At 67.7% G+C, this 22,726-nt stretch carries 18 protein-coding genes; 11 read left to right on the top strand and 7 right to left on the bottom strand.

The window, feature by feature from the left end:
- Positions 1 to 174: 174 nt before the first annotated feature.
- Entirely contained in the window at positions 175 to 1,062 is an 888-nt protein-coding gene (locus BCR55_RS23190) for a DMT family transporter (RefSeq protein WP_053298242.1), read from the top strand.
- Here the strand turns inward: BCR55_RS23190 and BCR55_RS23185 are convergent.
- Together BCR55_RS23185 and fdhA are read right to left on the bottom strand one after the other, a co-directional pair.
- Complete coding sequence (locus BCR55_RS23185; RefSeq protein WP_065496071.1) at positions 1,051 to 1,983, bottom strand: LysR substrate-binding domain-containing protein; 933 nt, start codon at positions 1,981 to 1,983, stop codon at positions 1,051 to 1,053. The genes BCR55_RS23190 and BCR55_RS23185 overlap by 12 nt on opposite strands.
- A gap of 179 nt (positions 1,984 to 2,162) precedes the next feature.
- The gene (fdhA, locus tag BCR55_RS23180; RefSeq protein ID WP_006396349.1) at positions 2,163 to 3,359 is read right to left on the bottom strand and encodes a formaldehyde dehydrogenase, glutathione-independent; all 1,197 of its coding nucleotides are present in this window, start codon (positions 3,357 to 3,359) and stop codon (positions 2,163 to 2,165) included.
- A gap of 315 nt (positions 3,360 to 3,674) precedes the next feature.
- Between fdhA and betI the strand changes: the two genes are divergently transcribed.
- From betI to BCR55_RS23150, 6 genes are all read left to right on the top strand, one after another.
- The gene (betI, locus tag BCR55_RS23175; RefSeq protein ID WP_006396347.1) at positions 3,675 to 4,259 is read left to right on the top strand and encodes a transcriptional regulator BetI; all 585 of its coding nucleotides are present in this window, start codon (positions 3,675 to 3,677) and stop codon (positions 4,257 to 4,259) included.
- A 30-nt stretch (positions 4,260 to 4,289) separates the two neighbouring features.
- Positions 4,290 to 5,759, top strand: coding sequence for a betaine-aldehyde dehydrogenase (gene betB / locus BCR55_RS23170; RefSeq protein ID WP_065496070.1), 1,470 nt, complete (start codon positions 4,290 to 4,292; stop codon positions 5,757 to 5,759).
- Between the two features lie 22 nt (positions 5,760 to 5,781).
- Positions 5,782 to 7,482, top strand: coding sequence for a choline dehydrogenase (gene betA, locus BCR55_RS23165; protein WP_006406015.1), 1,701 nt, complete (start codon positions 5,782 to 5,784; stop codon positions 7,480 to 7,482).
- A gap of 429 nt (positions 7,483 to 7,911) precedes the next feature.
- Entirely contained in the window at positions 7,912 to 8,856 is a 945-nt protein-coding gene (locus tag BCR55_RS23160) for an ABC transporter ATP-binding protein (RefSeq protein WP_065496740.1), read from the top strand.
- A gap of 5 nt (positions 8,857 to 8,861) precedes the next feature.
- Positions 8,862 to 9,632: an ABC transporter permease gene (locus tag BCR55_RS23155; protein WP_006396342.1), complete on the top strand. Its 771-nt coding sequence runs from the start codon at positions 8,862 to 8,864 to the stop codon at positions 9,630 to 9,632.
- A 143-nt stretch (positions 9,633 to 9,775) separates the two neighbouring features.
- Positions 9,776 to 11,197 carry an MFS transporter gene (locus tag BCR55_RS23150; RefSeq protein ID WP_006396341.1) on the top strand — a complete coding sequence of 474 codons (1,422 nt, stop codon included), beginning with the start codon at positions 9,776 to 9,778 and terminating at the stop codon, positions 11,195 to 11,197.
- A gap of 146 nt (positions 11,198 to 11,343) precedes the next feature.
- Here the strand turns inward: BCR55_RS23150 and BCR55_RS23145 are convergent, their stop codons facing one another.
- Positions 11,344 to 11,574, bottom strand: coding sequence for a hypothetical protein (locus BCR55_RS23145; protein WP_006396340.1), 231 nt, complete (start codon positions 11,572 to 11,574; stop codon positions 11,344 to 11,346).
- Between the two features lie 185 nt (positions 11,575 to 11,759).
- Between BCR55_RS23145 and BCR55_RS23140 the strand changes: the two genes are divergently transcribed.
- Positions 11,760 to 12,191 (top strand): YciI family protein, encoded by a 432-nt coding sequence (locus tag BCR55_RS23140; RefSeq protein ID WP_065496069.1) that lies wholly within the window; start codon positions 11,760 to 11,762, stop codon positions 12,189 to 12,191.
- A 175-nt stretch (positions 12,192 to 12,366) separates the two neighbouring features.
- A complete protein-coding gene (locus BCR55_RS23135) occupies positions 12,367 to 13,245 on the top strand; it encodes an alpha/beta hydrolase family protein (RefSeq protein WP_006406009.1) in 879 nt (292 codons plus the stop codon).
- 116 nt (positions 13,246 to 13,361) lie between these two features.
- Here BCR55_RS23135 and BCR55_RS23130 read toward each other — a convergent pair whose 3' ends face one another.
- Positions 13,362 to 14,075, bottom strand: coding sequence for an SDR family NAD(P)-dependent oxidoreductase (locus BCR55_RS23130; RefSeq protein WP_065496738.1), 714 nt, complete (start codon positions 14,073 to 14,075; stop codon positions 13,362 to 13,364).
- A gap of 129 nt (positions 14,076 to 14,204) precedes the next feature.
- Between BCR55_RS23130 and BCR55_RS23125 the strand changes: the two genes are divergently transcribed.
- Positions 14,205 to 15,164, top strand: coding sequence for a LysR family transcriptional regulator (locus BCR55_RS23125; RefSeq protein WP_065496068.1), 960 nt, complete (start codon positions 14,205 to 14,207; stop codon positions 15,162 to 15,164).
- A gap of 15 nt (positions 15,165 to 15,179) precedes the next feature.
- Here BCR55_RS23125 and argC read toward each other — a convergent pair whose 3' ends face one another.
- Positions 15,180 to 16,109, bottom strand: a complete 930-nt coding sequence (gene argC, locus BCR55_RS23120) for an N-acetyl-gamma-glutamyl-phosphate reductase (protein WP_065496067.1) — start codon at positions 16,107 to 16,109, stop codon at positions 15,180 to 15,182.
- Between the two features lie 129 nt (positions 16,110 to 16,238).
- Between argC and BCR55_RS23115 the strand changes: the two genes are divergently transcribed.
- A complete protein-coding gene (locus BCR55_RS23115) occupies positions 16,239 to 17,123 on the top strand; it encodes a LysR family transcriptional regulator (protein ID WP_006406004.1) in 885 nt (294 codons plus the stop codon).
- A gap of 73 nt (positions 17,124 to 17,196) precedes the next feature.
- Here the strand turns inward: BCR55_RS23115 and BCR55_RS23110 are convergent, their stop codons facing one another.
- Both BCR55_RS23110 and BCR55_RS23105 read right to left on the bottom strand, forming a co-directional pair.
- A complete protein-coding gene (locus BCR55_RS23110; RefSeq protein WP_065496066.1) occupies positions 17,197 to 18,030 on the bottom strand; it encodes an OmpA family protein in 834 nt (277 codons plus the stop codon).
- Between the two features lie 17 nt (positions 18,031 to 18,047).
- On the bottom strand, positions 18,048 to 22,148 hold the full coding sequence (locus BCR55_RS23105) for a YadA-like family protein (protein ID WP_053298236.1): 4,101 nt from the start codon (positions 22,146 to 22,148) through the stop codon (positions 18,048 to 18,050).
- Positions 22,149 to 22,726 lie beyond the last annotated feature (578 nt).

Genomic DNA, 22,726 nt, shown 5'->3' with positions numbered 1-22,726 from the left:
CGCGTGCGTCGCGCGTCTCGGCCGGCGTGCGCGCCCGCCGATTCATTTTTCTAAACCGTGGGCTGCAAAACGTCGTTTGTGCGGCGCGCATTCCGTGACGTTCAATAGGTCTCTCGGCCGGCCGGCGCGCGAGCGTGCCGGCCGGCTGTCCGAACCATCCACGGAGTCCGTTCGATGAATGCATTGCAGCTCGTCACCCTCGCGGCTATCTGGGGCGCGTCGTTTCTGTTCATGCGCATGGGCGCGCCCGAATTCGGCGTGATCCCGCTGATCGCGCTGCGCGTCGCGATCGCCGCCGTGCTGCTGTCGCCGGTGCTGCGCGACGCGAGCGCACGGCGCGAATTCCGCACGCATGCGGTGCCGCTGTTCGTCGTCGGCGTCGCGAATTCGGCGCTGCCGTTCTGTCTGCTGACATATGCGGCGCTATTCGTCACGGCCGGCACCGATTCGATCCTGAACGCGACGACGCCGTTGTGGACCGCGCTCGTCGCCTACGTCTGGCTGCGCACGCCTTTGACGAAACCGCAGACGCTCGGGCTCGCGGTCGGTTTCGCCGGCGTGGTCGTGCTCGCCGGTTCGGCAGTCGGCGCCGGCGCGGCCGGCACGCCGGGCGCGATCGCGGCCGCGATGCTCGCGACGCTGTCGTACGGCTTCGCCGCCCATTACTCGAAGCGCAAGCTCGCGAACGTGCGGCCGTTCGTGTCAGCCTTCGGCAGCCAGCTGTTCGCCGCCGTCGTGCTCGCGCCGCTCGCGGTGCCGCTATGGCCGCGCGGCGACGTTCACGCGTCCGCCTGGATCGCGGTCGTGCTGCTCGGCGCGGTCTGCACCGCGATCGCGTATCTGCTGTATTTCCGCTTGATCCGCAACGCGGGCGCGCAGTATGCGGCGTCGGTCACGTTCCTGATTCCGGTGTTCGGCGTCGTGTGGGGCGCGGTGTTTCTGCACGAGACGATCACCGCGCAGACGCTCGCCGGCTGCGCGATCATCCTGCTCGGCACCGCGCTCGCGACCGGCAAGCTGAACGGGTTCGCGACCGCGGCCGCGCGCGCGTCACGGCGCTAGCGTGTCGCGCGTATCGCGGCCTGCCGGCTCGCCGGCGCCGTCGCCGATTTCGCGCGCGAGCCAGTCGCGAAACGCCACGATCTTCCACTCGTCGCGCCGCGCTTCGTTGCACACGACGTAATACGACAGCTCCGTCGGCCACGGCCGCGCGAGCACGCGTACGAGGCGCCCGGCCGCGATTTCGTCGCGCGCATAGATGTCGCGCACGAGCGCGATGCCCTGCGACGCGACGGCGGCCTTGATCAGCAGCGCGTCGTCGCTGAAGCTCGCGCCGCGCTGCGCGCGCGGATCCTCGATGCCCTGCGCGCGCAGCCACAGCACCCAGTCCGCGCGGTCCGCGTCCTGCAGCAGCGGATACGCGAGACAGTCGGCCGGCTGCGCGATCGGCCGCGCCCGATCGAGCAGTTGCGGGCTGCATACCGGCCACAGCTCGGGCGTCCAGATGCGGAACGACGCGTGCCCCGGATAGCGGCCGAGCCCGTGCCGGATCGCGATGTCGACGTAGTCGCGGCGCAGGTCGACCAGTTGCGGCCGCGTGTCGATCGTGATTTCGATTTCCGGATAGTGCGCGTTGAACGCGCCGAGACGCTGGACGAGCCAGCTGTTCGCGAACGACGCGGTCGTCGTCACGGTCAGGCGCACCACGCGCCGGTTCGCGCCGTACAGGTTGGCCCACGCGCTTTCGATTTCGCGGAAACCGCCGGCGAGCGCGTCGAACAGTGCGCGGCCGGTGCCGGTCAGTTCGAGTTCGCGGCCGTTGCGTTCGAACAGCCGCACCGCGAGGCGATCCTCGAGATGGCGCACGTGCTGGCTCACCGCGCCGGGCGACAGGCAGAGCAGATCGGCCGCCTGCTTCATGCTGCCGCAGCGCGCGACTTCGACGAACGTGTGCAGCGCTGCGAGGGGAATCGACTTGGCCATCCGGGTATCGGCTGCGGGCTGCCGCGAGAAGGTTCGGGAACTGGGCGTCGATTATCGCAGCAATCGCGCGCGCGATGGCGCGCGGAAAAACGCGCAGCCGCGGAGCGTCGCGGCCGCCACAGGACAAACGGGCGGCCCGTTTCCGGTGCCGCCCGCGTCGTGGGTGCGTGCGCTGCGCGTCAGGCCGCGAGCAGCCCGTGCGGATCGATCACGAATTTGCGCGGCGCGCCGCCGTCGAACTTCTTGTAGCCTTCGGGCGCGTCGTCGAGCGAGATCACCGTCACGTTGACGATCTTCGCGATCGGCAGGCGGTCGTACAGGATCGCCTGCATCAGGTTGCGGTTGTACTTCAGCACCGGCGTCTGGCCCGTGAAGAACGAATGCGACTTCGCCCAGCCGAGACCGAAGCGGATGCTCAGGCTGCCGTGCTGCGCGGCCTTGTCCTGCGCGCCCGGATCGTCCGTCACGTACAGGCCCGGGATGCCGATCGCACCGGCCGGCCGCGTGATTTCCATCAGCGAGTTCAGCACCGTCGCGGGCGCTTCCTCAGCATGGCCCGACGAGCCGTGGCCGTGCGCCTCGAAGCCGACGCAGTCGACCGCGCAGTCGATCTCCGGCTTGCCGAGGATCTGCGCGATCTGTTCGCCGAGCGTCGCGTCCTTCGACAGGTCGACCGTCTCGAAGCCCATCGCCTTCGCATGCGCGAGGCGTTCCGCGTTCATGTCGCCGACGATCGTCACGGCCGCGCCGAGCAGGCGCGCCGAGGCGGCCGCCGCCATCCCGACCGGGCCCGCGCCCGCGATGTAGACGGTCGAGCCCGGCTTCACGCCGGCGCTGACCGCGCCGTGATAACCGGTCGGCAGAATGTCGGACAGGCAGGTCAGATCGCGGATCTTCGCCATCGCCTGATCGCGGTCCGGGAATTTCAGCAGGTTGAAGTCGGCATACGGCACGAGCACGTATTCGGCCTGGCCGCCGATCCAGCCGCCCATGTCGACGTAGCCGTACGCGCCGCCCGCGCGCGACGGGTTCACGTTCAGGCACACGCCCGTATGCGTTTCCTTGCACATCGCGCAGCGGCCGCACGCGACGTTGAACGGCACCGACACGAGATCGCCGATCTTCAGCGTCTCGACGTCGCGACCGACCTCGACGACCTCGCCCGTGATCTCGTGACCGAGCACGAGACCGACCGGCGCCGTCGTGCGGCCGCGCACCATGTGCTGGTCCGAGCCGCAGATGTTCGTGCTGACGACCTTCAGGATCACGCCGTGTCCGATTGCGCGGCCGCTCGGGTCGACCATCTTCGGATAATCGATCTTCTGCACCTCGACCTTGCCCGGCCCAAGATAGACGACACCTCGATTGCTGCTCATCGTATTGTCTCCATGTCTCGTTGGATGGCGCCGCTGCGCTGCGGCGGTTGCCGAACACGCGCGACGTGCTGTCCGAGAGTAGTCCGGGAGGCCGGGGCGCCGATGTCTCAAACGCGACATGGGTTTGAACGCCGCCGACATCGATGGCGGAAACACGAAAGTCGGGCCGCGCAACGCATGAACGCGCGACACGAAGGCGCGGCCACCACGCCGGTCGTTGCCTCCGACCCCGCTTTTTTGTTGATTGAACGATCAATAAAAAACCGCTAAGCTGCGGACTTTCCATCGAGGCCCGTGCGGGCGACAGGAGTGACGATGCCGAAAGTCGGAATGCGGGAGATCCGCCGTGCGCAGTTGATCGACGCGACGCTGCGCTCGATCGACGAGGCGGGGCTGCCCGGCACGACGCTCGCATCGGTCGCGCAGCGCGCGAACATCTCGACCGGCATCGTCAGCCACTACTTCGGCGACAAGGACGGGCTGCTCGAAGCGACGATGCGGCACGTGCTGCGCGACCTGTGGTCGGCCACCACGCGCCGCCGGACGGCCGCGCGCAAGGATCCGCGCTCGCGGCTGCGCGCGATCGTCGCCGCGAACTTCGACGACACGCAGATCGCCGCGCCGGTCATGAAGACCTGGCTCGCGTTCTGGTCGCAGAGCATGCACGACCCGATGCTCAAGCGCCTGCAGCACGTGAACACGCGGCGCCTGCATTCGAACCTGTGCGCCGAGTTCGCGAAAGCGCTTCCGCGCGCCAAGGCGCGCGAGGCGGCCAGCGGCCTGGCCGCGCTGATCGACGGCCTGTGGCTGCGCGGCGCGCTCGCCGGCGGCCCGATCGACACCCGGGCGGCGCTGAAGCTTGCCCACGACTACATCGACCTGCTGCTCGCGTCCGACTGACGCGCGGCAGGCGCCTTCAAGGAGATCCTCATGTCCGTATACGGTTTGCAGCGGCTCTACATCGGCGGCGGTTACGTCGACGCGACGAGCGGCAAGACTTTCGACACGTTCGATCCGGCCACCGGCGAATTGCTCGCGCAGGTCCAGCAGGCGAGCGCGGCCGACGTCGGCCGCGCGGTCGCGTCCGCACGCGAAGGCCAGCGCGAATGGGCCGCGATGACCGCGATGCAGCGCTCGCGGATCCTGCGCCGTGCGGTCGAGCTGCTGCGCGAGCGCAACGACGAACTCGCGGCGCTCGAAACGCGCGACACCGGCAAGCCGATCGCCGAGACGCTCGCAGTCGACATCGTCACCGGCGCGGACGTGATCGAGTACTACGCGGGCCTCGCGACCGCGATCGAAGGGCTGCAGGTGCCGCTGCGCGCCGAGTCGTTCGTCTACACGCGCCGCGAGCCGCTCGGCGTGTGCGCGGGCATCGGCGCATGGAACTACCCGATCCAGATCGCCTGCTGGAAGACGGCGCCCGCGCTCGCGGCCGGCAATGCGATGGTGTTCAAGCCGAGCGAAGTCACGCCGCTGAGCGCGCTGAAGCTCGCCGAGATCTACACCGAAGCCGGCGTGCCGGCCGGCGTGTTCAACGTCGTGCAGGGCGACGGCTCGGTCGGCGCGCTGCTGACCGGCCATCCGGACATCGCGAAGGTGTCGTTCACCGGCGGCGTCGAAACGGGCAAGAAGGTGATGTCGCTCGCGGGTGCGTCGTCGCTGAAGGAAGTGACGATGGAGCTCGGCGGCAAGTCGCCGCTGATCGTGTTCGACGACGCCGATCTCGATCGCGCCGCCGACATCGCCGTCACCGCGAATTTCTTCAGCTCCGGGCAGGTCTGCACGAACGGCACGCGCGTATTCGTGCACCGCTCGATCAAGGACGCCTTCACGCAGAAGGTGCTCGAACGCGTGAAGCGCATCCGCGTCGGCAAGCCGACCGATGCCGATACGAACTTCGGCCCGCTCGTGTCGGCCGCGCAGCTCGACAAGGTGCTCGGCTTCATCGAAAGCGGCAAGGCCGAAGGCGCGAAGCTGCTCGCGGGCGGCACGCGGCTGACCGACGGCCATTTCGCGAACGGGCAGTACGTCGCGCCGACCGTGTTCGGCGACTGCCGCGACGACATGAAGATCGTGCGCGAGGAAATCTTCGGGCCCGTGATGAGCCTGCTCGATTTCGAATCGGAGGACGAAGTGATCGCGCGTGCCAACGACACGCACTACGGGCTCGCGGCCGGCGTCGTGACCGAGAACCTGTCGCGCGCGCACCGCACGATCCACCGACTCGAAGCCGGCATCTGCTGGATCAACACGTGGGGCGAATCGCCGGCCGAAATGCCGGTTGGCGGTTACAAGCAATCCGGTGTCGGACGCGAGAACGGCATCACGACGCTCGAACACTACACTCGGATCAAGTCGGTGCAGGTCGAGCTCGGCCGCTACAACCCGGTATTTTGAGTCCTCAAGGAGTTCAACCGTCATGACGACACGCGAATACGACTACATCATCTGCGGCGCGGGCTCCGCGGGCAACGTGCTCGCGACGCGCCTGACGGAAGATCCGAATGTGACGGTGCTGCTGCTCGAAGCAGGCGGCCCCGACTACCGCTTCGACTTCCGCACGCAGATGCCGGCGGCGCTTGCCTATCCGCTGCAGGGCCGTCGCTACAACTGGGCGTACGAGACCGATCCCGAGCCGCACATGGACAACCGCCGGATGGAATGCGGGCGCGGCAAGGGGCTCGGCGGCTCGTCGCTGATCAACGGGATGTGCTACATCCGCGGCAACGCGCTCGACTACGACAACTGGGCGACGCACCAGGGCCTCGAGAACTGGACGTATCTCGACTGCCTGCCGTACTTCAAGAAGGCCGAGACGCGCGACATCGGGCCGAACGACTATCACGGCGGCGACGGTCCCGTGTCGGTGACGACCAGCAAGCCGGGCGTGAATCCGCTGTTCGAGGCGATGGTCGAGGCCGGCGTGCAGGCAGGCTATCCGCGCACGGAGGATCTGAACGGCTATCAGCAGGAAGGCTTCGGCCCGATGGACCGCACGGTCACGCCGAAGGGCCGCCGCGCGAGCACAGCGCGCGGCTACCTCGATCAGGCGAAGACGCGGCCGAATCTCGAGATCGTCACGCACGCGCTCGCCGATCGCATCCTGTTCGACGGCAAACGCGCATCGGGCGTCACGTATCTGCGCGGCAACGAGCGCGCGACCGCGCATGCGCGCCGCGAAGTGCTCGTGTGCAGCGGTGCGATCGCATCGCCGCAGCTGCTGCAGCGCTCGGGCGTCGGCCCCGGCGCTTGGCTGAAGGAACTCGACATTCCGATCGTGCTCGATCTGCCGGGCGTCGGCCAGAACCTGCAGGACCATCTGGAGATGTACATCCAGTACGAATGCAAGGAGCCGGTGTCGCTCTATCCCGCGCTGAAGTGGTGGAACCAGCCGAAGATCGGCCTCGAATGGATGCTGAACGGCACCGGCCTCGGCGCGAGCAACCACTTCGAGGCGGGCGGCTTCATCCGCACGCGCGACGACGATCCCTGGCCGAACATCCAGTATCACTTCCTGCCCGTTGCGATCAACTACAACGGCTCGAACGCGATCGAGATGCACGGCTTCCAGGCGCACGTCGGTTCGATGCGTTCGCCGAGCCGCGGCCGCGTGAAGCTGCGCTCGCGCGATCCGAACGCGCATCCGAGCATCCTCTTCAACTACATGGCCGAAGCGCTCGACTGGCGCGAATTCCGCGACGCAATCCGCGCGACGCGCGAGATCATGCGGCAGCCGGCACTCGACCGCTATCGCGGCCGCGAGCTGAATCCGGGCGCCGACCTGAAGAGCGACAAGGAGCTCGACGCGTTCGTGCGCGCCCGCGCCGAAACCGCGTTCCATCCGTCGTGCTCGTGCAAGATGGGCTACGACGACATGGCGGTCGTCGACAACGAAGGGCGCGTGCACGGGCTCGAAGGATTGCGCGTCGTCGATGCGTCGATCATGCCGATCATCACGACCGGCAACCTGAACGCGCCGACGATCATGATCGCCGAGAAGATCGCCGACAAGATCCGCGGCCGCAAGCCGCTCGAGCGCGCGAACGTGCCGTACTTCGTCGCGAACGGCGCACCGGCGCGCAACGTCGCGAAGGCCGTGCGTCAGCCGGAAACGGTCTGAGTCGGCGGACGCGCACCGCGGCTTGCGGTGCGCGTCCCGTTGTTCGCTTCCCGCGCTTCCTACACTTCGCGCGCTTTCCACACTCCCCATGCTTCCGCCGCGCGCCGCCGATTCCGGCGCGCGCCGCGGCCCGCTTGACCCGATCGGGCAAAATCGCCACCCATTGTTCGTTCATTCCGAATAAATAGACCGGACATGTCGCGCGGCGCGCACCTTTCGCGCCAATCGCCGACGCAACCGCGACGCCCTTTCCACGGAAATGCATTTACATCTGCCGATTGCTAAGATGGCGATCCTGCGATTCCGCACCCCGTGCGATCGACATCGCGCATGTGTGCCGCGTCGTTCCCGCGTTCGGCTGCCTTGTGCCGGCCGCGGGCCGAACGCGCCGCGCGTGCCGTCGCTGCGATCCGCCTGCCATCCGCGAGCATGCAACCGATCCTCTCGATTTCCGACCTCTCGAAAACCTACGCGTCCGGCTTCCAGGCACTGAAGCACGTGACGCTCGACATCCGCCCCGGCGAAATCTTCGCGCTGCTGGGTCCGAACGGCGCCGGCAAGACGACGCTGATCGGCTCAGTCTGCGGGATCGTCACGCCGACCGAAGGCCGCGTGACCGTCGGCGGCCACGACATCCGCGACGCGTATCGCGCCGCGCGCGAGCTGATCGGCCTCGTACCGCAGGAACTGACGACCGACGCGTTCGAGACCGTCTGGGCGACCGTGTCGTTCAGCCGCGGCCTGTTCGGCAAGGCGCCCGACCCCGCGCACATCGAGAAGACGCTGAAGGCGCTCTCGCTGTGGGACAAGCGCAATAACAAGCTGATCACGCTGTCCGGCGGGATGAAGCGCCGCGTGATGATCGCGAAGGCGCTGTCGCACGAGCCGCGGATCCTGTTCCTCGACGAGCCGACGGCCGGCGTCGACGTCGAACTGCGCCGCGACATGTGGAAGCTCGTCGATACGCTGCGCGAAAACGGCGTGACGATCGTGCTGACCACGCACTACATCGAGGAAGCGGAGGAAATGGCCGACCGGATCGGCATCATCCTCGGCGGCGAGCTCGTGCTCGTCGAGGAGAAGCGCGAGCTGATGCGCAAGCTCGGCAAGAAGCAGCTGACCGTGCAGCTCGAGCATCCGCTCGCGAGCGTGCCCGACGCGCTCGCGCCGTTCGGGCTCGAGCTCGCGGAAGGCGGCGCCGCACTCGTGTACACGTACGATTCGCAGCGCGACGACGCGAGCATCGCGACGCTGATCGCCGCGCTCGGCGCGGCCGGCATCGGGTTTCGCGACCTGCACACGACGCAGAGCTCGCTCGAGGACATCTTCGTCAGCCTGATCGACAACCGCCGCAACGGCGCACAACGGGCATAACCATCATGGCGCACATGAACTTCCACGCGATCCGCGCAATCTATCGCGCCGAAATGGCGCGCACGCGCCGCACGCTGATGCAGAGCATCATCGCGCCGGTGATCTCGACGTCGCTCTACTTCGTCGTGTTCGGGTCGGCGATCGGCTCGCGGATCAGCGACGTGAACGGCATCGGCTACGGCTCGTTCATCGTGCCGGGCCTCGTGATGCTGTCGCTGCTGTCGCAAAGCATCTCGAACGCGTCGTTCGGCATCTACTTCCCGCGCTTCACGGGCACGATCTACGAGGTGCTGTCGGCACCCGTGTCGCATTGGGAAATCGTGACCGCCTACGTCGGCGCGGCCGCGTCGAAGTCGATCCTGCTCGGGCTGATCATCCTCGCGACCGCCGCGCTGTTCGTGCCGCTGCATATCCTGCATCCGTTCTGGATGGTGCTGTTTCTCGTGCTGACGTCCGTCACGTTCAGCCTGTTCGGCTTCGTGATCGGCATCTGGGCCGACAGCTTCGAGAAGCTGCAGCTCGTGCCGCTGCTGATCATCACGCCGCTCACGTTCCTCGGCGGCAGCTTCTATTCGGTCGACATGCTGCCGCCCGCGTGGCGCGTGATCACGCTGTTCAATCCGATCGTCTATCTCGTCAGCGGCTTTCGCTGGTCGTTCTACGGGCTCGCGGACGTACACGTCGGCATCAGCCTCGCCGCGACCTCGCTGTTCCTCGTGATCCTGCTCGCGATCGTCGCGTGGATGTTCCGCACGGGCTACAAGCTGAAGAACTGAGCGCGCACGCGTCGCCGGCGATGACGCATTTGTTCAAGCCGACGACGCTTTTCCTCCAATGCGGCCTTTTGTGGTCGCGTCTACTGAAAGCTCGAAGCCTTGAAGCGCGTCGCTTCGAGGCTTCCTTTCTTTCAGAGGACGCCATGCCCGCCGCCACTGCCTCCGCCTCCGCTGCCGCCCGGCTCGAACGCCTGCCGTTTTCCGGCTATCACAAGCGGATCTTCTTCATCATCGCGATCGCGTTCTTCTTCGATTCGGTCGACCTCGGCACGATGACCTTCGTGCTCGGCTCGATCCGCAAGGAGTTCGGGCTGTCGACGGCCGCCGCGGGCGTCGTCGCGAGCGCGAGCTTCGTCGGGATGGTGCTCGGCGCGGCCGTCGCCGGCCTGCTCGCCGATCGCTTCGGCCGCCGGCCCGTGTTCCAGTGGAGCATGGTGCTGTGGGGCGCCGCGTCGTATCTGTGCTCGACCGCGCAGAGCGTCGACGCGCTGATCGTCTATCGTGTGCTGCTCGGGATCGGGATGGGCATGGAGTTTCCGGTCGCGCAGACGCTGCTGTCCGAATTCGTGCCGACCGAGAAGCGCGGCCGCCTGATCGCGCTGATGGACGGCTTCTGGCCGCTCGGCTTCATCACGGCCGGCATCGTCGCCTACTTCGTGCTGCCGCAGTTCGGCTGGCGCACCGTCTTCGCGCTGCTCGCGATTCCGGCGGTGTTCGTGCTCGTCGTGCGCCGCATCGTGCCCGAATCGCCGCGCTGGCTCGAGCATGCGGGCCGTCACGAGGCAGCCGACGCCGTGCTGCGCACGATCGAGGCGAAGGTGATGCGCTCGGCCGGCGTCGCGACGCTGCCGCCGCCGTCGCGGCTCGCCGAGCCGGTCGCCGCGCGCGGGCGCGGCGCGCTGCGCGAAATCTGGAGCGGCGCCTACCGCCGTCGCACGACGATGGTGTGGCTGCTGTGGTTCTTCGCACTGCTCGGCTTCTACGGGCTCACGTCGTGGCTCGGCGCGCTGCTGCAGCAAGCCGGCTTCGAAGTCACGAAATCGGTGTTCTATACGGTGCTGATCTCGCTCGGCGGCGTGCCGGGCTTTCTGTGCGCCGCGTGGCTCGTCGAGCGCTGGGGACGCAAGCCGACCTGCATCGCGTCGCTCGTCGGCGGCGGCATCATGGCGTATGCGTACGGGCAAAGCGCGCTGTACGGCGGCAGCATGGCGCTGCTGATCGGCACCGGGCTCGCGATGCAGTTCTTCCTGTTCGGGATGTGGGCCGCGCTGTACACGTATACGCCCGAGCTGTACGGCACCGGCGCGCGCGCGACGGGGTCGGGCTTCGCCTCGGCGATCGGCCGGATCGGCTCGCTGATCGGCCCGTACGTCGTCGGCGTCGTGCTGCCCGTGTTCGGCCAGGGCGGCGTGTTTACGCTCGGTGCGCTGTCGTTTGCCGCCGCGGCGCTCGCCGTCTGGACGCTCGGCATCGAAACGAAGGGGCTCGCGCTCGAGGAACTGGCGTCGGGCGACGAAGGCGGCGCCGGCGGCCGGTATCCGGCGACGGCCGACAAGGTGTCGTGATCGGCGTGTGGCACGCGGACGCGGCGCCATGCATTGATTTGGGGGCCCGTGCAACGGACGACGTGCAACGGGCGCCTTGCAGCAGGTGACGGGCGACCCGCGCCGAGCAACCGCAAAACGCTCGGTACGCCGCGCCCCGCCGCCGCTCACGCATCGGCGACGATGAATTCCTCGGCCGCCTTGCGCTGAATCGCCGCCATCGTCTCGAGTTCATGCGCGGCACATGGCTCGCTCGAGACGACGCCCGTCGCGTGCTTCGCCTTCGCGCCGGGCGGATAGAACACGAACGACGCGCCGGCCGGCGCATCGGGCGCCGCGCGCAGACGCTTGTTCAGAATCTTCAGATATTTCTTCTTCGACACTACCTTCGCAGCCATGACACCCTCCGGCGTGACGTAATGGCGGTCAGCATACCAGTTCCGGGCGCGCGCCTGACGCGCACGCTTTTTTGTCGGTCGATGTCGATTTCCGGACGCGTCGTGCGTCGTGTGATTGCAAGCCCGCAGCCGCCGTCACGCGCGGCCGGCATGCGATCCACATTCTTATCGAAGGAGAAACGACAATGCGCGTCATGGTGATCGTGAAGGCCACGGCCGATTCGGAAACGGGGGCGCTGCCCGATACCGAACTGCTGACCGCGATGGGGCGGTTCAACGAGGAACTCGTGAAGGCCGGCGTGATGCTCGCCGGCGAAGGGCTCCATCCGAGCTCGCGCGGCAAACGCGTGCGCTTTGCCGGCGAAGGTCGGACCGTGATCGACGGTCCGTTCGCCGAAACCAAGGAGCTCGTCGCCGGGTTCTGGCTGTGGCAGGTGAAATCGATGGACGAAGCCGTCGAATGGGTGAAGCGCTGCCCGAACCCGATGCCCGGCGAATCGGAGATCGAGATCCGTCCGATATTCGAGGCGGAAGACTTCGGCGCGGCGTTCACGCCCGAGCTGCAGGCGCAGGAAGCGCGGCTGCGCGACGAGATCGACGCGCGCCACAAGCCGTAGGATGCGGTCTCGGCGGCATGCCGCCGAAGTCGCTCGCCGGCACCTGACAACCCGTATGTTTCGCCGAAATTCGGTTGAAAGGCCCGGTTGCTAGAGTCGCTCGGCACGGGATGCCGAATGCCCGCTTTTCCGGTGAACGCGACGAATGCGACAAGTGCGACGAGTCCGACGATCGATGAAGCTGATGCGCGTGTGCTGGCTGCTTCTGCTGCTCGCAGCGGCCGGCCCCGCACGCGCGTTTCATACGCGCACCGTCGCGATTCCGAGCGCCGCGATGCGCGCCACGCTCGCCGCAACCGTCGTCCTGCCCGACGATTACGTGCGTGGCGGTGCGCACCGCGTCGAACGCTATCCGGTCGTCTATCTGCTGCACGGCTCGGGCGGCGACCACACCGACTGGACCGCGAACACGCGCATCGGCGAACTCGCCGATCGCTATCGCGTGATTCTGGTGATGCCCGACGGCGGACACGAAAGCTGGTACATCGACAGCCCGTTCGATTCGGGCAGCCGCTACGAAACCTTCGTCGGCGACGAAGTCGTGTCCTACGTCGACGCGCATTTCCGCACGCTCGCGACGCGGCGCACGCGGGCGATCACGGGCCTCAGCATGGGCGGCTTCGGCGCGCTGCGCATCGCGCTCGACCGGCCCGACACGTTCGGAGCGGCCGGCAGCATCAGCGGCGCCGTCGATCCGCGCAACTGCGAGGACGAACCGGGCATCGATCATGTGTTCGGCGATCCGGTCCGTCATCCGTCGTTCTGGAGCCGCAACGCGATCGTCGAAAGCGCCCGCGCGTTCGTGCACACGCATGTCGACCTGACGATCGACTGCGGCCGCGACGACGCATTCATCGGCTCGAACCGCACGCTGCACGAACGGCTCCTCGCGCTCGGCGTGCCGCACGACTATGCGGAGCGCGCGGGCGGCCACACGTGGGACTACTGGGCGCAGGCGATCCGCTATCAGATGCGCTTCTTCGCGACGTCGTTCGAGCGCGGCCGGTATGCGATGCACGCGCATCCGTCGGCGGGTGCCGTGCGGCGCTCGTGATGCGCGCGACGCGATGCACGGCGTCGATCGCGGGGTCGTGCACGGCAGCTGCATGACGGGCAGCGCAGTCGCTGCCGACGACGCGTGCCCGGCCCGCGTCGCGGAAACCGTACCGCTCACCACCGCACGGTTCGACCGCGATAGTCGAGATATTCGAGCCCCGCGCGACCGCGCTTGGCGAGCAGCACATCGACGACGCCCGGCACGCTTTCGTCGATCGACAGCCGCGCATCCGGCCCGCCGAGCTCCGTGCGCACCCAGCCGGGCGCGATCAGCACCATCGCGAGCGGCGTCTGCGCGTGACGCGCCGCGAAGCTGCGCATGAACTGGTTCAGCGCGGCCTTGCTGCCGCGATAGAGCTCGCGCTGGCCCGATTCGTTGTCGGCGATGCTGCCCTGCCCCGACGACATGATGCCGATCAGCCCGTCGCGCGGCACGAGGCCGGCCAGCGTCTCGACCACGCGCATCGGGCTCAGTGCGTTGGTGATCATCAGGTCGACGAAATCGTCGGTCGACACCTCGCCGATGGTCTGCGTCGGATCCGGATTGGTCGTCCCGGCATTGACGAACAGGATGTCGAACACGCGTCCGGACAGGCGCGCGGCCAGTGCGCGGATCTGCTCGGGCTGCGTGATGTCGAGCGTTTCGATCCGCAGCCGGTCCGGGTACGCCTCGGCGAGCGCGTGCAGCGGCGTGCGTCCGCGATCCGCGCGCACGGTGCCCACGACGTCCCAGCCGCGCTTCAGGAACTCGGCCGCCATTGCGTGACCGAGGCCGCGCGACGCGCCGACGAGCAGGATCGTGGGACGAGGGTGAGGGGTATCGGGCATGGGCTTCTCCTTTTCGACAGCGGCACCATGCATTGTCGGGATCGCGTCCGGTTTGCACCAGACGCGCCGCGTGCAATCGTCGATTGCATCGCACGCCATCCGTGCGGCGTTTTCGATTATGCTCGCCGCATGTCACGCGTCGACCTGAACCTGCTGACCGCGCTGGATGCGTTGCTGACCGAACGCAGCGTCACCGGCGCGGCGCGCCGCCTGAACCTGAGCGTATCGGCGACGAGCCGCACGCTCGCTCGCCTGCGCGCGCTGACGGGCGATCGCCTGTTGCTGCAGGCAGGCCGAACGCTCGTGCTGACGCCCTACGCGGAGCAGTTGAGCCGGCGCATTCCCGCCCTCGCGCGCGAAGCGGAATCGGTCCTGAGCCGCGCCGCGTACCGGTTCGACAGCGCGACGCTCGCGCAGCGCTTCACGTTGCGCGCAGGTGAAGGCTTCGTCGATCTGCTCGGCGCCGCGTTGACGAACCGCGTCCGCCGCGCGGCGCCCGGCGTACAGCTGCGCTTCGTGCCGAAGCCGGACTGGAATGCGCAGGCGTTGCGGGACGGGCTCGTCGATCTCGAAATCGGCGTCGTGAAAACCGCGGCGCCCGAAATCCGCACGCGTGTGCTGTTCACGGATCGCTACGTCGGCCTGTGCCGGATCGGCCATCCGCTGCTCGCCGCGGGCGAGATCGACATGCAGCGATGGCTTGCGTACGACCACGTGACGATCTCGCGTACCGGCGAGGCGGACAATCCGATCGACGCCCAGCTCGAATCGACCGGCGTGCCGCGCAACGTGCCGATCGTCGTGCCCTCCTATACCGGCGCGATGCAGCTCGTCCGTCATTCGGATCTGCTCGCCGTCGTCCCGCATTCCTGTCTCGGCAATACGTTCATGCCCGACTACGCGGCCGCGAACGGCGTGCAGTCGTTCGCACTGCCGCTGCCGTTGCCCGCGTTCAACATTTCGGCGATCTGGCATCCTCGGCTCGATCACGATCCGGCGCACCGCTGGCTGCGCGACGAAGTGCGCGCCGTCTGCGCGGCCGCCTATCCGGACAACACGCTGGCCGCTCCGTCGCGTATCGATCGCTAGACGCCCGGCCGGCCGCTATTGCCGCGCGAGCATCAGGTCCAGGTTCTGAACCGCGGCGCCCGAGGCGCCCTTGCCGAGATTGTCGAACACCGCGGCGAGCAGCACCTGCTCCTGCGCCGCGTCGTCAAAGACGCTCAACTGCATGTCGTTCGTACCGTTCAGCGCCTGCGGGTCCAGATGGGTCGACGCGCGCGATGCCTCCAGCGGCAGCACGCGCACGTGCGCGGCCTGCGCATAGTGACGAGCGAGGCACGCGTGCAACGCGGGGCCGTCGACGCCGGGCGCCAGCAGGCGCACCGCGATCGGCACCGTCAGCACGATGCCCTGGCGGAACGCGCCGTATGCGGGCACGAAGATCGGGCGCTGCGCCAGCGTCGCGTGCCGTCGAATCTCCGGTGCGTGCTTGTGCGCGAGTGCCAGCCCGTACACCTGATAGGCACGCGCGTTCGCGGCGCTCGGCCCTTCGTGTTCCTCCACGCCCGCGCGTCCGCGTCCCGAGTAGCCGGATACCGCATGAATGGCGATCGGGTAATCGGCGGGAATGAGCCGCGCTTCCACGAGCGGACGCAGCAGGCCGACCGCGCCGGTCGGATAGCAGCCCGGGTTGCTGACGCGCCGCGCGTTCGCGATCTGCTCGGCCTGCGCCGGCGCCATTTCGGGAAATCCGTACGTCCAGCCCGGCTGCGTGCGATGCGCGGAGCTCGCATCGATCACGCGCACGGCAGGATTGACGATGGCGCTCACGGCCTCGCGCGCGGCGTCATCCGGCAAACAGAGGATCGCGATGTCGCAGCCGTTGATCGCCTCCGCGCGGCGCCGCGGGTCCTTGCGCTCGGCAGCGGGCAGCGTGAAGACGCGAATGTCGGTCCGGCCGCGCAGCCGGTCGTGAATCTGCAGGCCGGTCGTGCCTTGGTCGCCGTCGATGAAGACTACGGGCGTGCTCATGGTGGATGACTCCGCTGACTATGGGTTGTGACAGTTGAAAACGAACCCCTATGTTGCGCGGACGTCTAGAATAGGAAAAGTTGAATTTCATGACCTATACATTCACCTTTTCTGAATCTGGAAATCACCATGCGTGAGATCAGCCTGGACCGTCTGCGCACGTTGGTCGCCGTGGCCGAGCGCGGCTCGTTTGCCGATGCGGCGCGTGCGCTGCACCTCGCGCCGCCGACGGTCAGCCTCCATATCGCCGAACTCGAAGCGCGCATCGGCGCGCCGCTGCTGTCGCGCAAGCGCGGGCACGTCGGGCCGACGTCGATCGGTGCGGTGCTGGTCGAGCGTGCGCGCCGCCTGCTCGCCGACGCCGAGCAGGCGCTCGACGACGTTCAGCGTCAGGTCGCGGGACTCGAAGGACGCGTGCGCCTCGGCGCGTCGACCGGCGTGATCGCGCATCTGCTGCCGCAGGCGCTCGACGCGCTGCGCGCGCCCCATCCCGCGATCGACGTTCAGATCGCGGTGCTGACTTCGCAGGAAACGCTGTCGCGGCTCGTGGACGGCACGCTCGACGTCGGGCTCGTCGCACTGCCGCAGCCGCCGGTGGCCGGACTCGCGATCAAGCCGTGGCGGCGCGATCCCGTGATGGCGTTCGTGCCTGCGCATTGGCGCTGTCCGGCGCGCGTGACGCCCGAATGGCTCGCTGCGCGGCCGCTCGTTCTCAACGATGCGACGACGCATCTGTCGCGGCTGACGGCCGAATGGTTCGCGGCCGCCGGACACCATCCGGCGCCGCGCATTCAGCTGAACTACAACGATGCGATCAAGAGTCTGGTGGCGGCCGGTTACGGTGCGGCGCTGTTGCCGCATGAGGCTGCGACGCCGCTAGCCGACGCGCGTATCGTGATGCGTCCGCTGCGCCCCGGCCTGTGGCGACGGCTCGGCATCGCGCATCGTGCCGGACACGTCGAGCGTGCGACGCAACACGTGCTCGACGCGTTGTGGGATTTGCGGCTCGCGTAGCGCACGGCCGCCTGCGCGACGGGTTCGCGCGATCGATCGCCGGCATGCGCGGGCGCGCATGCCGGTGCGAGCGTCAGTCCTGGCCGTACACGGTAATCGTCACGCGCCGGTCCTTCTGCAGGCAGGCGATGACGGCCGGCGTTTCGCCGGGCGGACAATGCGACACAGGCTGCGACGATCCTGCGCCTTCGGCGCGGATGCGTGCGGCGTCGAGCCCGTGCGCGACCAGATAGCGCTTGACCGTCTCGGCCCGCGCACGCGACAGCGCGCGGTTGCTTTGATCCAAGCCGATGCGATCGGTGTGACCGACCACGTCGATGCGCGTCGTGCCGCGTTCCGCGCGGATTTTCGCGATCGCGTCGTCGAGTTCGGCGCGGCCGCCCGGCAGCATCGAGTCGAGGCTCGACTTCGCAAACGGGAACAGCGCCTCGCCTGCGATCGTGAACTGCGCGCGCGGTGCGGGTGCTGCCGCGGCCGCCGGCGCGACGGCCGGCGCAGCGGACGGCTGCACGAACTCCGCACATTGCGGGTCGCGCCAGTACGTCGCGCTCACGCGCATGTTGCGGTCGAACTGCACCTGGTACTGACACGACACGACCTGATCGCCGCGACGGAAGTCGAACACGTAGTTCCACACGCGATTGCCGACGAACCACTCATGAAACTGCGGCGGTCCGATCAGATCGTAGAGCTGATCCTTGTTGAGCCCCGTACTCACATTGCGCAGATTCGCGACGTTCACGAACGTGCCGCCCGCGGGCGATGCGGACGCCGCATCGGGAAACTGCGGCGGCGTATGGGGCGTCGCACATCCCTGCAGCGCGGCGGCAGCCACGACGCACCCCGAAAGCAGCACGGCCTGTTTGAATTTCATGGTTCGCTGATTGTTCCGTTTGATGTTTCGCATCGACTCGCCTCGTCGCGTTACCACTGATAGCCCGCGCCGACCACGGCGCCGTACGTGCCGCGCGTATTCGTCGAGACGGCCGCCTTGTAGATCCAGTGGTTGTTCTCCGAAATCGTCGAGATGCCGAGCGCCTGCCCCGACTGCCCGCGATACACGCTGCCCGCGATCGCGACCATGCTCTTGCCCGGGCCGGACGGCTGCGGCAGCCCCGCGATGGCCATCGCCGTCGCCGTGCCGCCGTCCGCATCGCGGCGATACGAGTCGAGGCTGTTGCGCAGGCCCGCGATCTGGCCGTCGGTGTAGCTGTTCGCCTGCGACAGCGTGTTGCTCAGCCCCGCGTTCAGCTGGTTCACGTTCACCGCATCGGTGCCCTGCGTGCCGGCCGCGACGTTGACGATCTGACGCGCCGAGTCCGCCGAGCCCACCGCGACGACGTTCGAGCGGCCGCCGTCGTTGCTGCCGTTGCCGATCGCCGTCGAGTTGTTGCCCGATGCGCTCGCGCCCACGCCGATCGCGGTCGAGCCGTTGCCCGACGCGAGCGCGTTATTGCCGACCGCCGTGCTGTTCGAGCCGGACGCCACCGCACCGGAGCCGCCCGCCGACGAATTGGGCCCCGTCGAGCCCGGCGGCACATTGGAGCCGTCCGGGTTCGTCGTGTAGCTGCCGCCGAGGTTCGACGTGCGCTGATCGATCAGCGTCGTCAACTGATCCGCGACCGCATTGAGCTGCGACACGTTGACTGCATCGGTGCCCGCCATCCCGGCTGCGAGGCCCGTGATCTGACGATTGCCGACGTTCACTTCGCCGGCCGACGATTGCGGCGTGCTCAACCCGTACGCGATGTAGTTCGTCAGCGCGCCGACCGTCGTCAGCGAGCCGGCGCCGAGCGCGACGCTGTTCGCGAACGTCGACGATGCGCCGGCGCCGAGCGCCAGTGCGTCCGTCGCGGTGCTGCGCGCGCCCGAGCCGAGCGCAACGCTGCCGACGCTGACCGCCACCGCGTTCGCGCCTTGCGCGACCGACTGCGCGCCCGTCGCCGTCGCGCCGCTGCCGAGTGCTATCGCATCGGCCTGCGCGGAGCTGGCCGCCTGACCGATCGCGACGCCGCCCGGTGCGGTCGAATCGACAATCGCGCCGTTGCCGATCCCGACGCCGTTGTCGCCGTTGACGACCGTCGTCGGGCCGACCGCGATCGATTCGGCGCCGACCGCGAGCGAATCGGCACGCGTCGAATTCGCGTGGAAGTACAGCTGGCCAGTCACCGCGAACGACTGCAGCGCGCCGGTCAGCTGCCGCACGGTCACTGCGTCCTGCTGGCCGGTGCCGTCCGCGACGTTCGTGATCTGACGATAGGTCTTGCTCGTCGCATCGCCGACCGAGACTGCGCCGAGCAGCGTCTGATCGGTCGTGTCGAACGGAATCGACGCGCTGCCGTTGCGCATGATGCCGGACGCCGGCACGGTTGCGCGATCGGCGACCGAGCCCGCACCGAGCGCGATGCTGCCGTCCACGCGCGAGATCGCGTTCGGGCCGATCGCGACGCTGTCGAGGCCGAGCGCCTGGCTGTCCGGTGCGGTCGAGTTCGCGTGGAAATACTTGATCCCGTGCTCGTTGATGTTGTCGAGCGCGGAGCCGACGTTGTTGTTGATCGTCGTCGAGCCGTCGGTGTTGTATGTGACGTACGACGGTGCGGAGATCGTGCCCGTCGTCGGGTCGTAGGTCGCGCCGCCGCCGATCGCGCCGGCCGTGCTGTTGCCGAGATTGTTGTTGTTCGACGTGATCGCACTGACGGTGGTGGACAGCGAGGCCACGTTGCTGGTCGTCGAGCTGAGGCCCGTCGACAGCGATGCGACGTTGCTGTTCGTCGAGCTGAGGCCTGTCGACAGCGATGCGACGCTGCTGGTCGTCGAGCTGAGACCCGTCGACAGCGACGCGACATTGCTGTTCGTCGAACTGAGGCCTGTCGACAGCGATGCGACGTTGCTGGTCGTCGAGCTGAGGCCTGTCGACAGCGATGCGACGTTGCTGGTCGTCGAGCTGAGACCCGTCGACAGCGACGCGACATTGCTGTTCGTCGAACTGAGACCCGTCGACAGCGACGCGACATTGCTGTTCGTCGAACTAAGACCCGTCGACAACGACGTAATGCCCGACATCGTCGACGTCGACAGCGAATCGATCGCCACGTTCGTCGCATACAGCTGCGAGCCGTTGATCGCGTCGGTCGAACCGGCGGTGATCTGACCGGCCGCGACGTTCTGGATCTGACGCGGTGCAGTCGCCGAACCGACGCTCACGACGTCGCCGGCCGCCGGCGTGCCGCCCGCGAACGTATACGTATTCCCGCCGATGACCGCGTTCGGCGTCTGCACGGCGGACGACACCGTCGACGCATTGCCGAGCACGACCGCGCCGTCGAAGCCGGTGGGCACGGACACACCGCTGCCCACGACGAACGCGTTGTTGGAATTGATCGTGTTGTTGTTGCCGAGCGAGTACGAACCCGAGCCGGTAATCGTGCTCGGATCGCCGATCGCCGCCGAATTCGCGCCGCTCACGACGTTGCCCGTGCCGATGCTGATCGAGTTCGCGCCGGACGCCTGCGCGCCCGTACCCATCGCGATCGCGTTGGCGCCCGACGCCTGCGCATTCAGACCGATCGACGTGGTGCCGCTCGCCGCGACGCCGATGCCCGCGTTCGTGCCGATTGCGACGTTGTCGTTGCCCGATACGAGGTTGCCCGCGGAAGCGGCCAGCGCACCGTTATACGTGACCGTGCCGTCGCCTGTGCCCATCGCGACGTTGCGGGTGCCGGTGACACCTGAGCCCGCGCCTCGCATCGCGCTCGCGATACCGCCGCCGACCGCGGTGTTCTGCGCGCCGCTGACGAGCGTGCCGGTTGCAAGACCGACGGCGACCGACCCGGTATTCGCGGTGGTCGAGCCCGCACCCGCACCCTGGCCCGCCGCGACGGTGCCGTCGCCGATCGCGATCGCCTGCCCGCCGATCGCGAGTGCCGTATTGCCGCTTGCTTTCGCGCCGTTGCCGACCGCCGTGGCGGCAGCGTTCGTCGCCTGCGCGTTCGGGCCCAGCGCAACGGCGTTGGCAGCCGTCGCCTGCGCGCTGATACCCATCGCCACACCGTAGAATCCGGTCGCCACGCTCTGCCACCCGAGCGCAATCGCATACTGGTCGGTCGCGCTGGCCGCGGTGCCCAATGCGATCGCACCTTGCTGCGTGGCCATCGCGCCTGCGCCGGCGGCGAACGCGTCCTGCGCCGACGCGATCGCGTTGCCGCCCAACGCGATCGCCTGCAGCGCGCTGGCCGATGCCGAATCGCCGATCGCGACCGACTGACCCGACCCGTGCGTGGCTGCTCCCGCGCCGCCCGACGCGAATGCGCCCGGGCCGATCGCGACGTTGTTGGTGTCGCTCGGCGCCGTCGTGCCGGCCGTCGCCGTACCGACCGCGACCGAGCCTGCAGTTACCGAATTCGCGAATGCGCCGAGCGCCGACGCATTGTCGCCCGATGCCGTGGCCCCTGCGCCGAGCGCAACCGACGTCACGCCGGACGAGCCGCTGTTCGTGCCGATCGAGATGGATTGCGTGCCGCTTGCCCTGGCGTTCGCCATCAGCGCCATCGAGTTCGTGCCGGACGCGGTCGACTGATAGCCGACCGCAACCGCATTACCGCTTGACGCGATTGAGTTACTGCCTAATGCGACCGCACCGGTTCCCGTCGCCTGCGCGACGGGTCCCAACGCCATTGCACCCGTATTGTTCGCGACTGCGCTCACGCCAACCGCGACCGAATTGATGCCGCTCGCTGTTGTCGTACACCCGATGGCGATGCCATTACTCGTCGTCGCTGTTGCCGTCCCCGGGCAATTCGTGCCGGAAACCGCCACCTGCGCTGCCGCGCCGCCGGACCACATCGCCATGCTGCCCAGCACGGCCAACGTCGCGGACTTCAGCGCGACCGTCGTGCCGGCGCCGGCCTGCCCCTTGCCGTTGGCCCGATCGAGTTCGGATACCGCGACGATCACGCCGCGTGCCGCGTTCCACACAGTTCGGTAAGTTCGATTCATAGATTTCTGCCGGTAAGCGGCGCGCGCCATTCACGCACTCGGTCGGGATGCGGACGCAGGCACGTACTGAATCTCCGTGAATCCGCGTCGCGTTCGTGCTGGCGCAAACCGGCCAGCCCCGAATGCCGGGGTGCGAGGAATGTCTGTCGAGCCGTATGAAAACTGTTTTTTTATCGGGGGACGAGGTCTTGCGGCAAAACGATTTCAGACGATCGATCGCACTCGACGGGCGAAAAATCCGCGATTTAAGACGCGCGAATTTTTAATGCCTTTTTTGGGGCATTTTCGATTAACCGAAACCGGCAAGAACCCGCTGAAACACAGAATAAGGGAAACCGATTCCGGCCAGAGAGGAGGCAAATCTGAACAATTGTGACTGAAATGTAAACAAAGAAAACGGGGGCGATCCGATACCGGAACGGCGCGGCTTTGCGGCCGCTCTCACGCCCGCCCGGCGCGCCTGGAACGGCTGAACGCGATGGTTTTTCGCCACAGAATCGAGGCGCGGCAAATGGATTTTCGATAACGCGAGCGATGCGTTAAACTGTAAGATCTTTTCAAAGTCGCGGAAAATCCCTATATCGCTGCGCGACGCGATACGTATGCAC

The organism is Burkholderia sp. CCA53, from assembly GCF_001685525.1.
Classification (GTDB): Bacteria; Pseudomonadota; Gammaproteobacteria; order Burkholderiales; family Burkholderiaceae; genus Burkholderia; species Burkholderia multivorans.
Note: the sequence above shows the minus strand (reverse complement) of the source record. Positions and strands in the feature narration are given on the sequence as shown.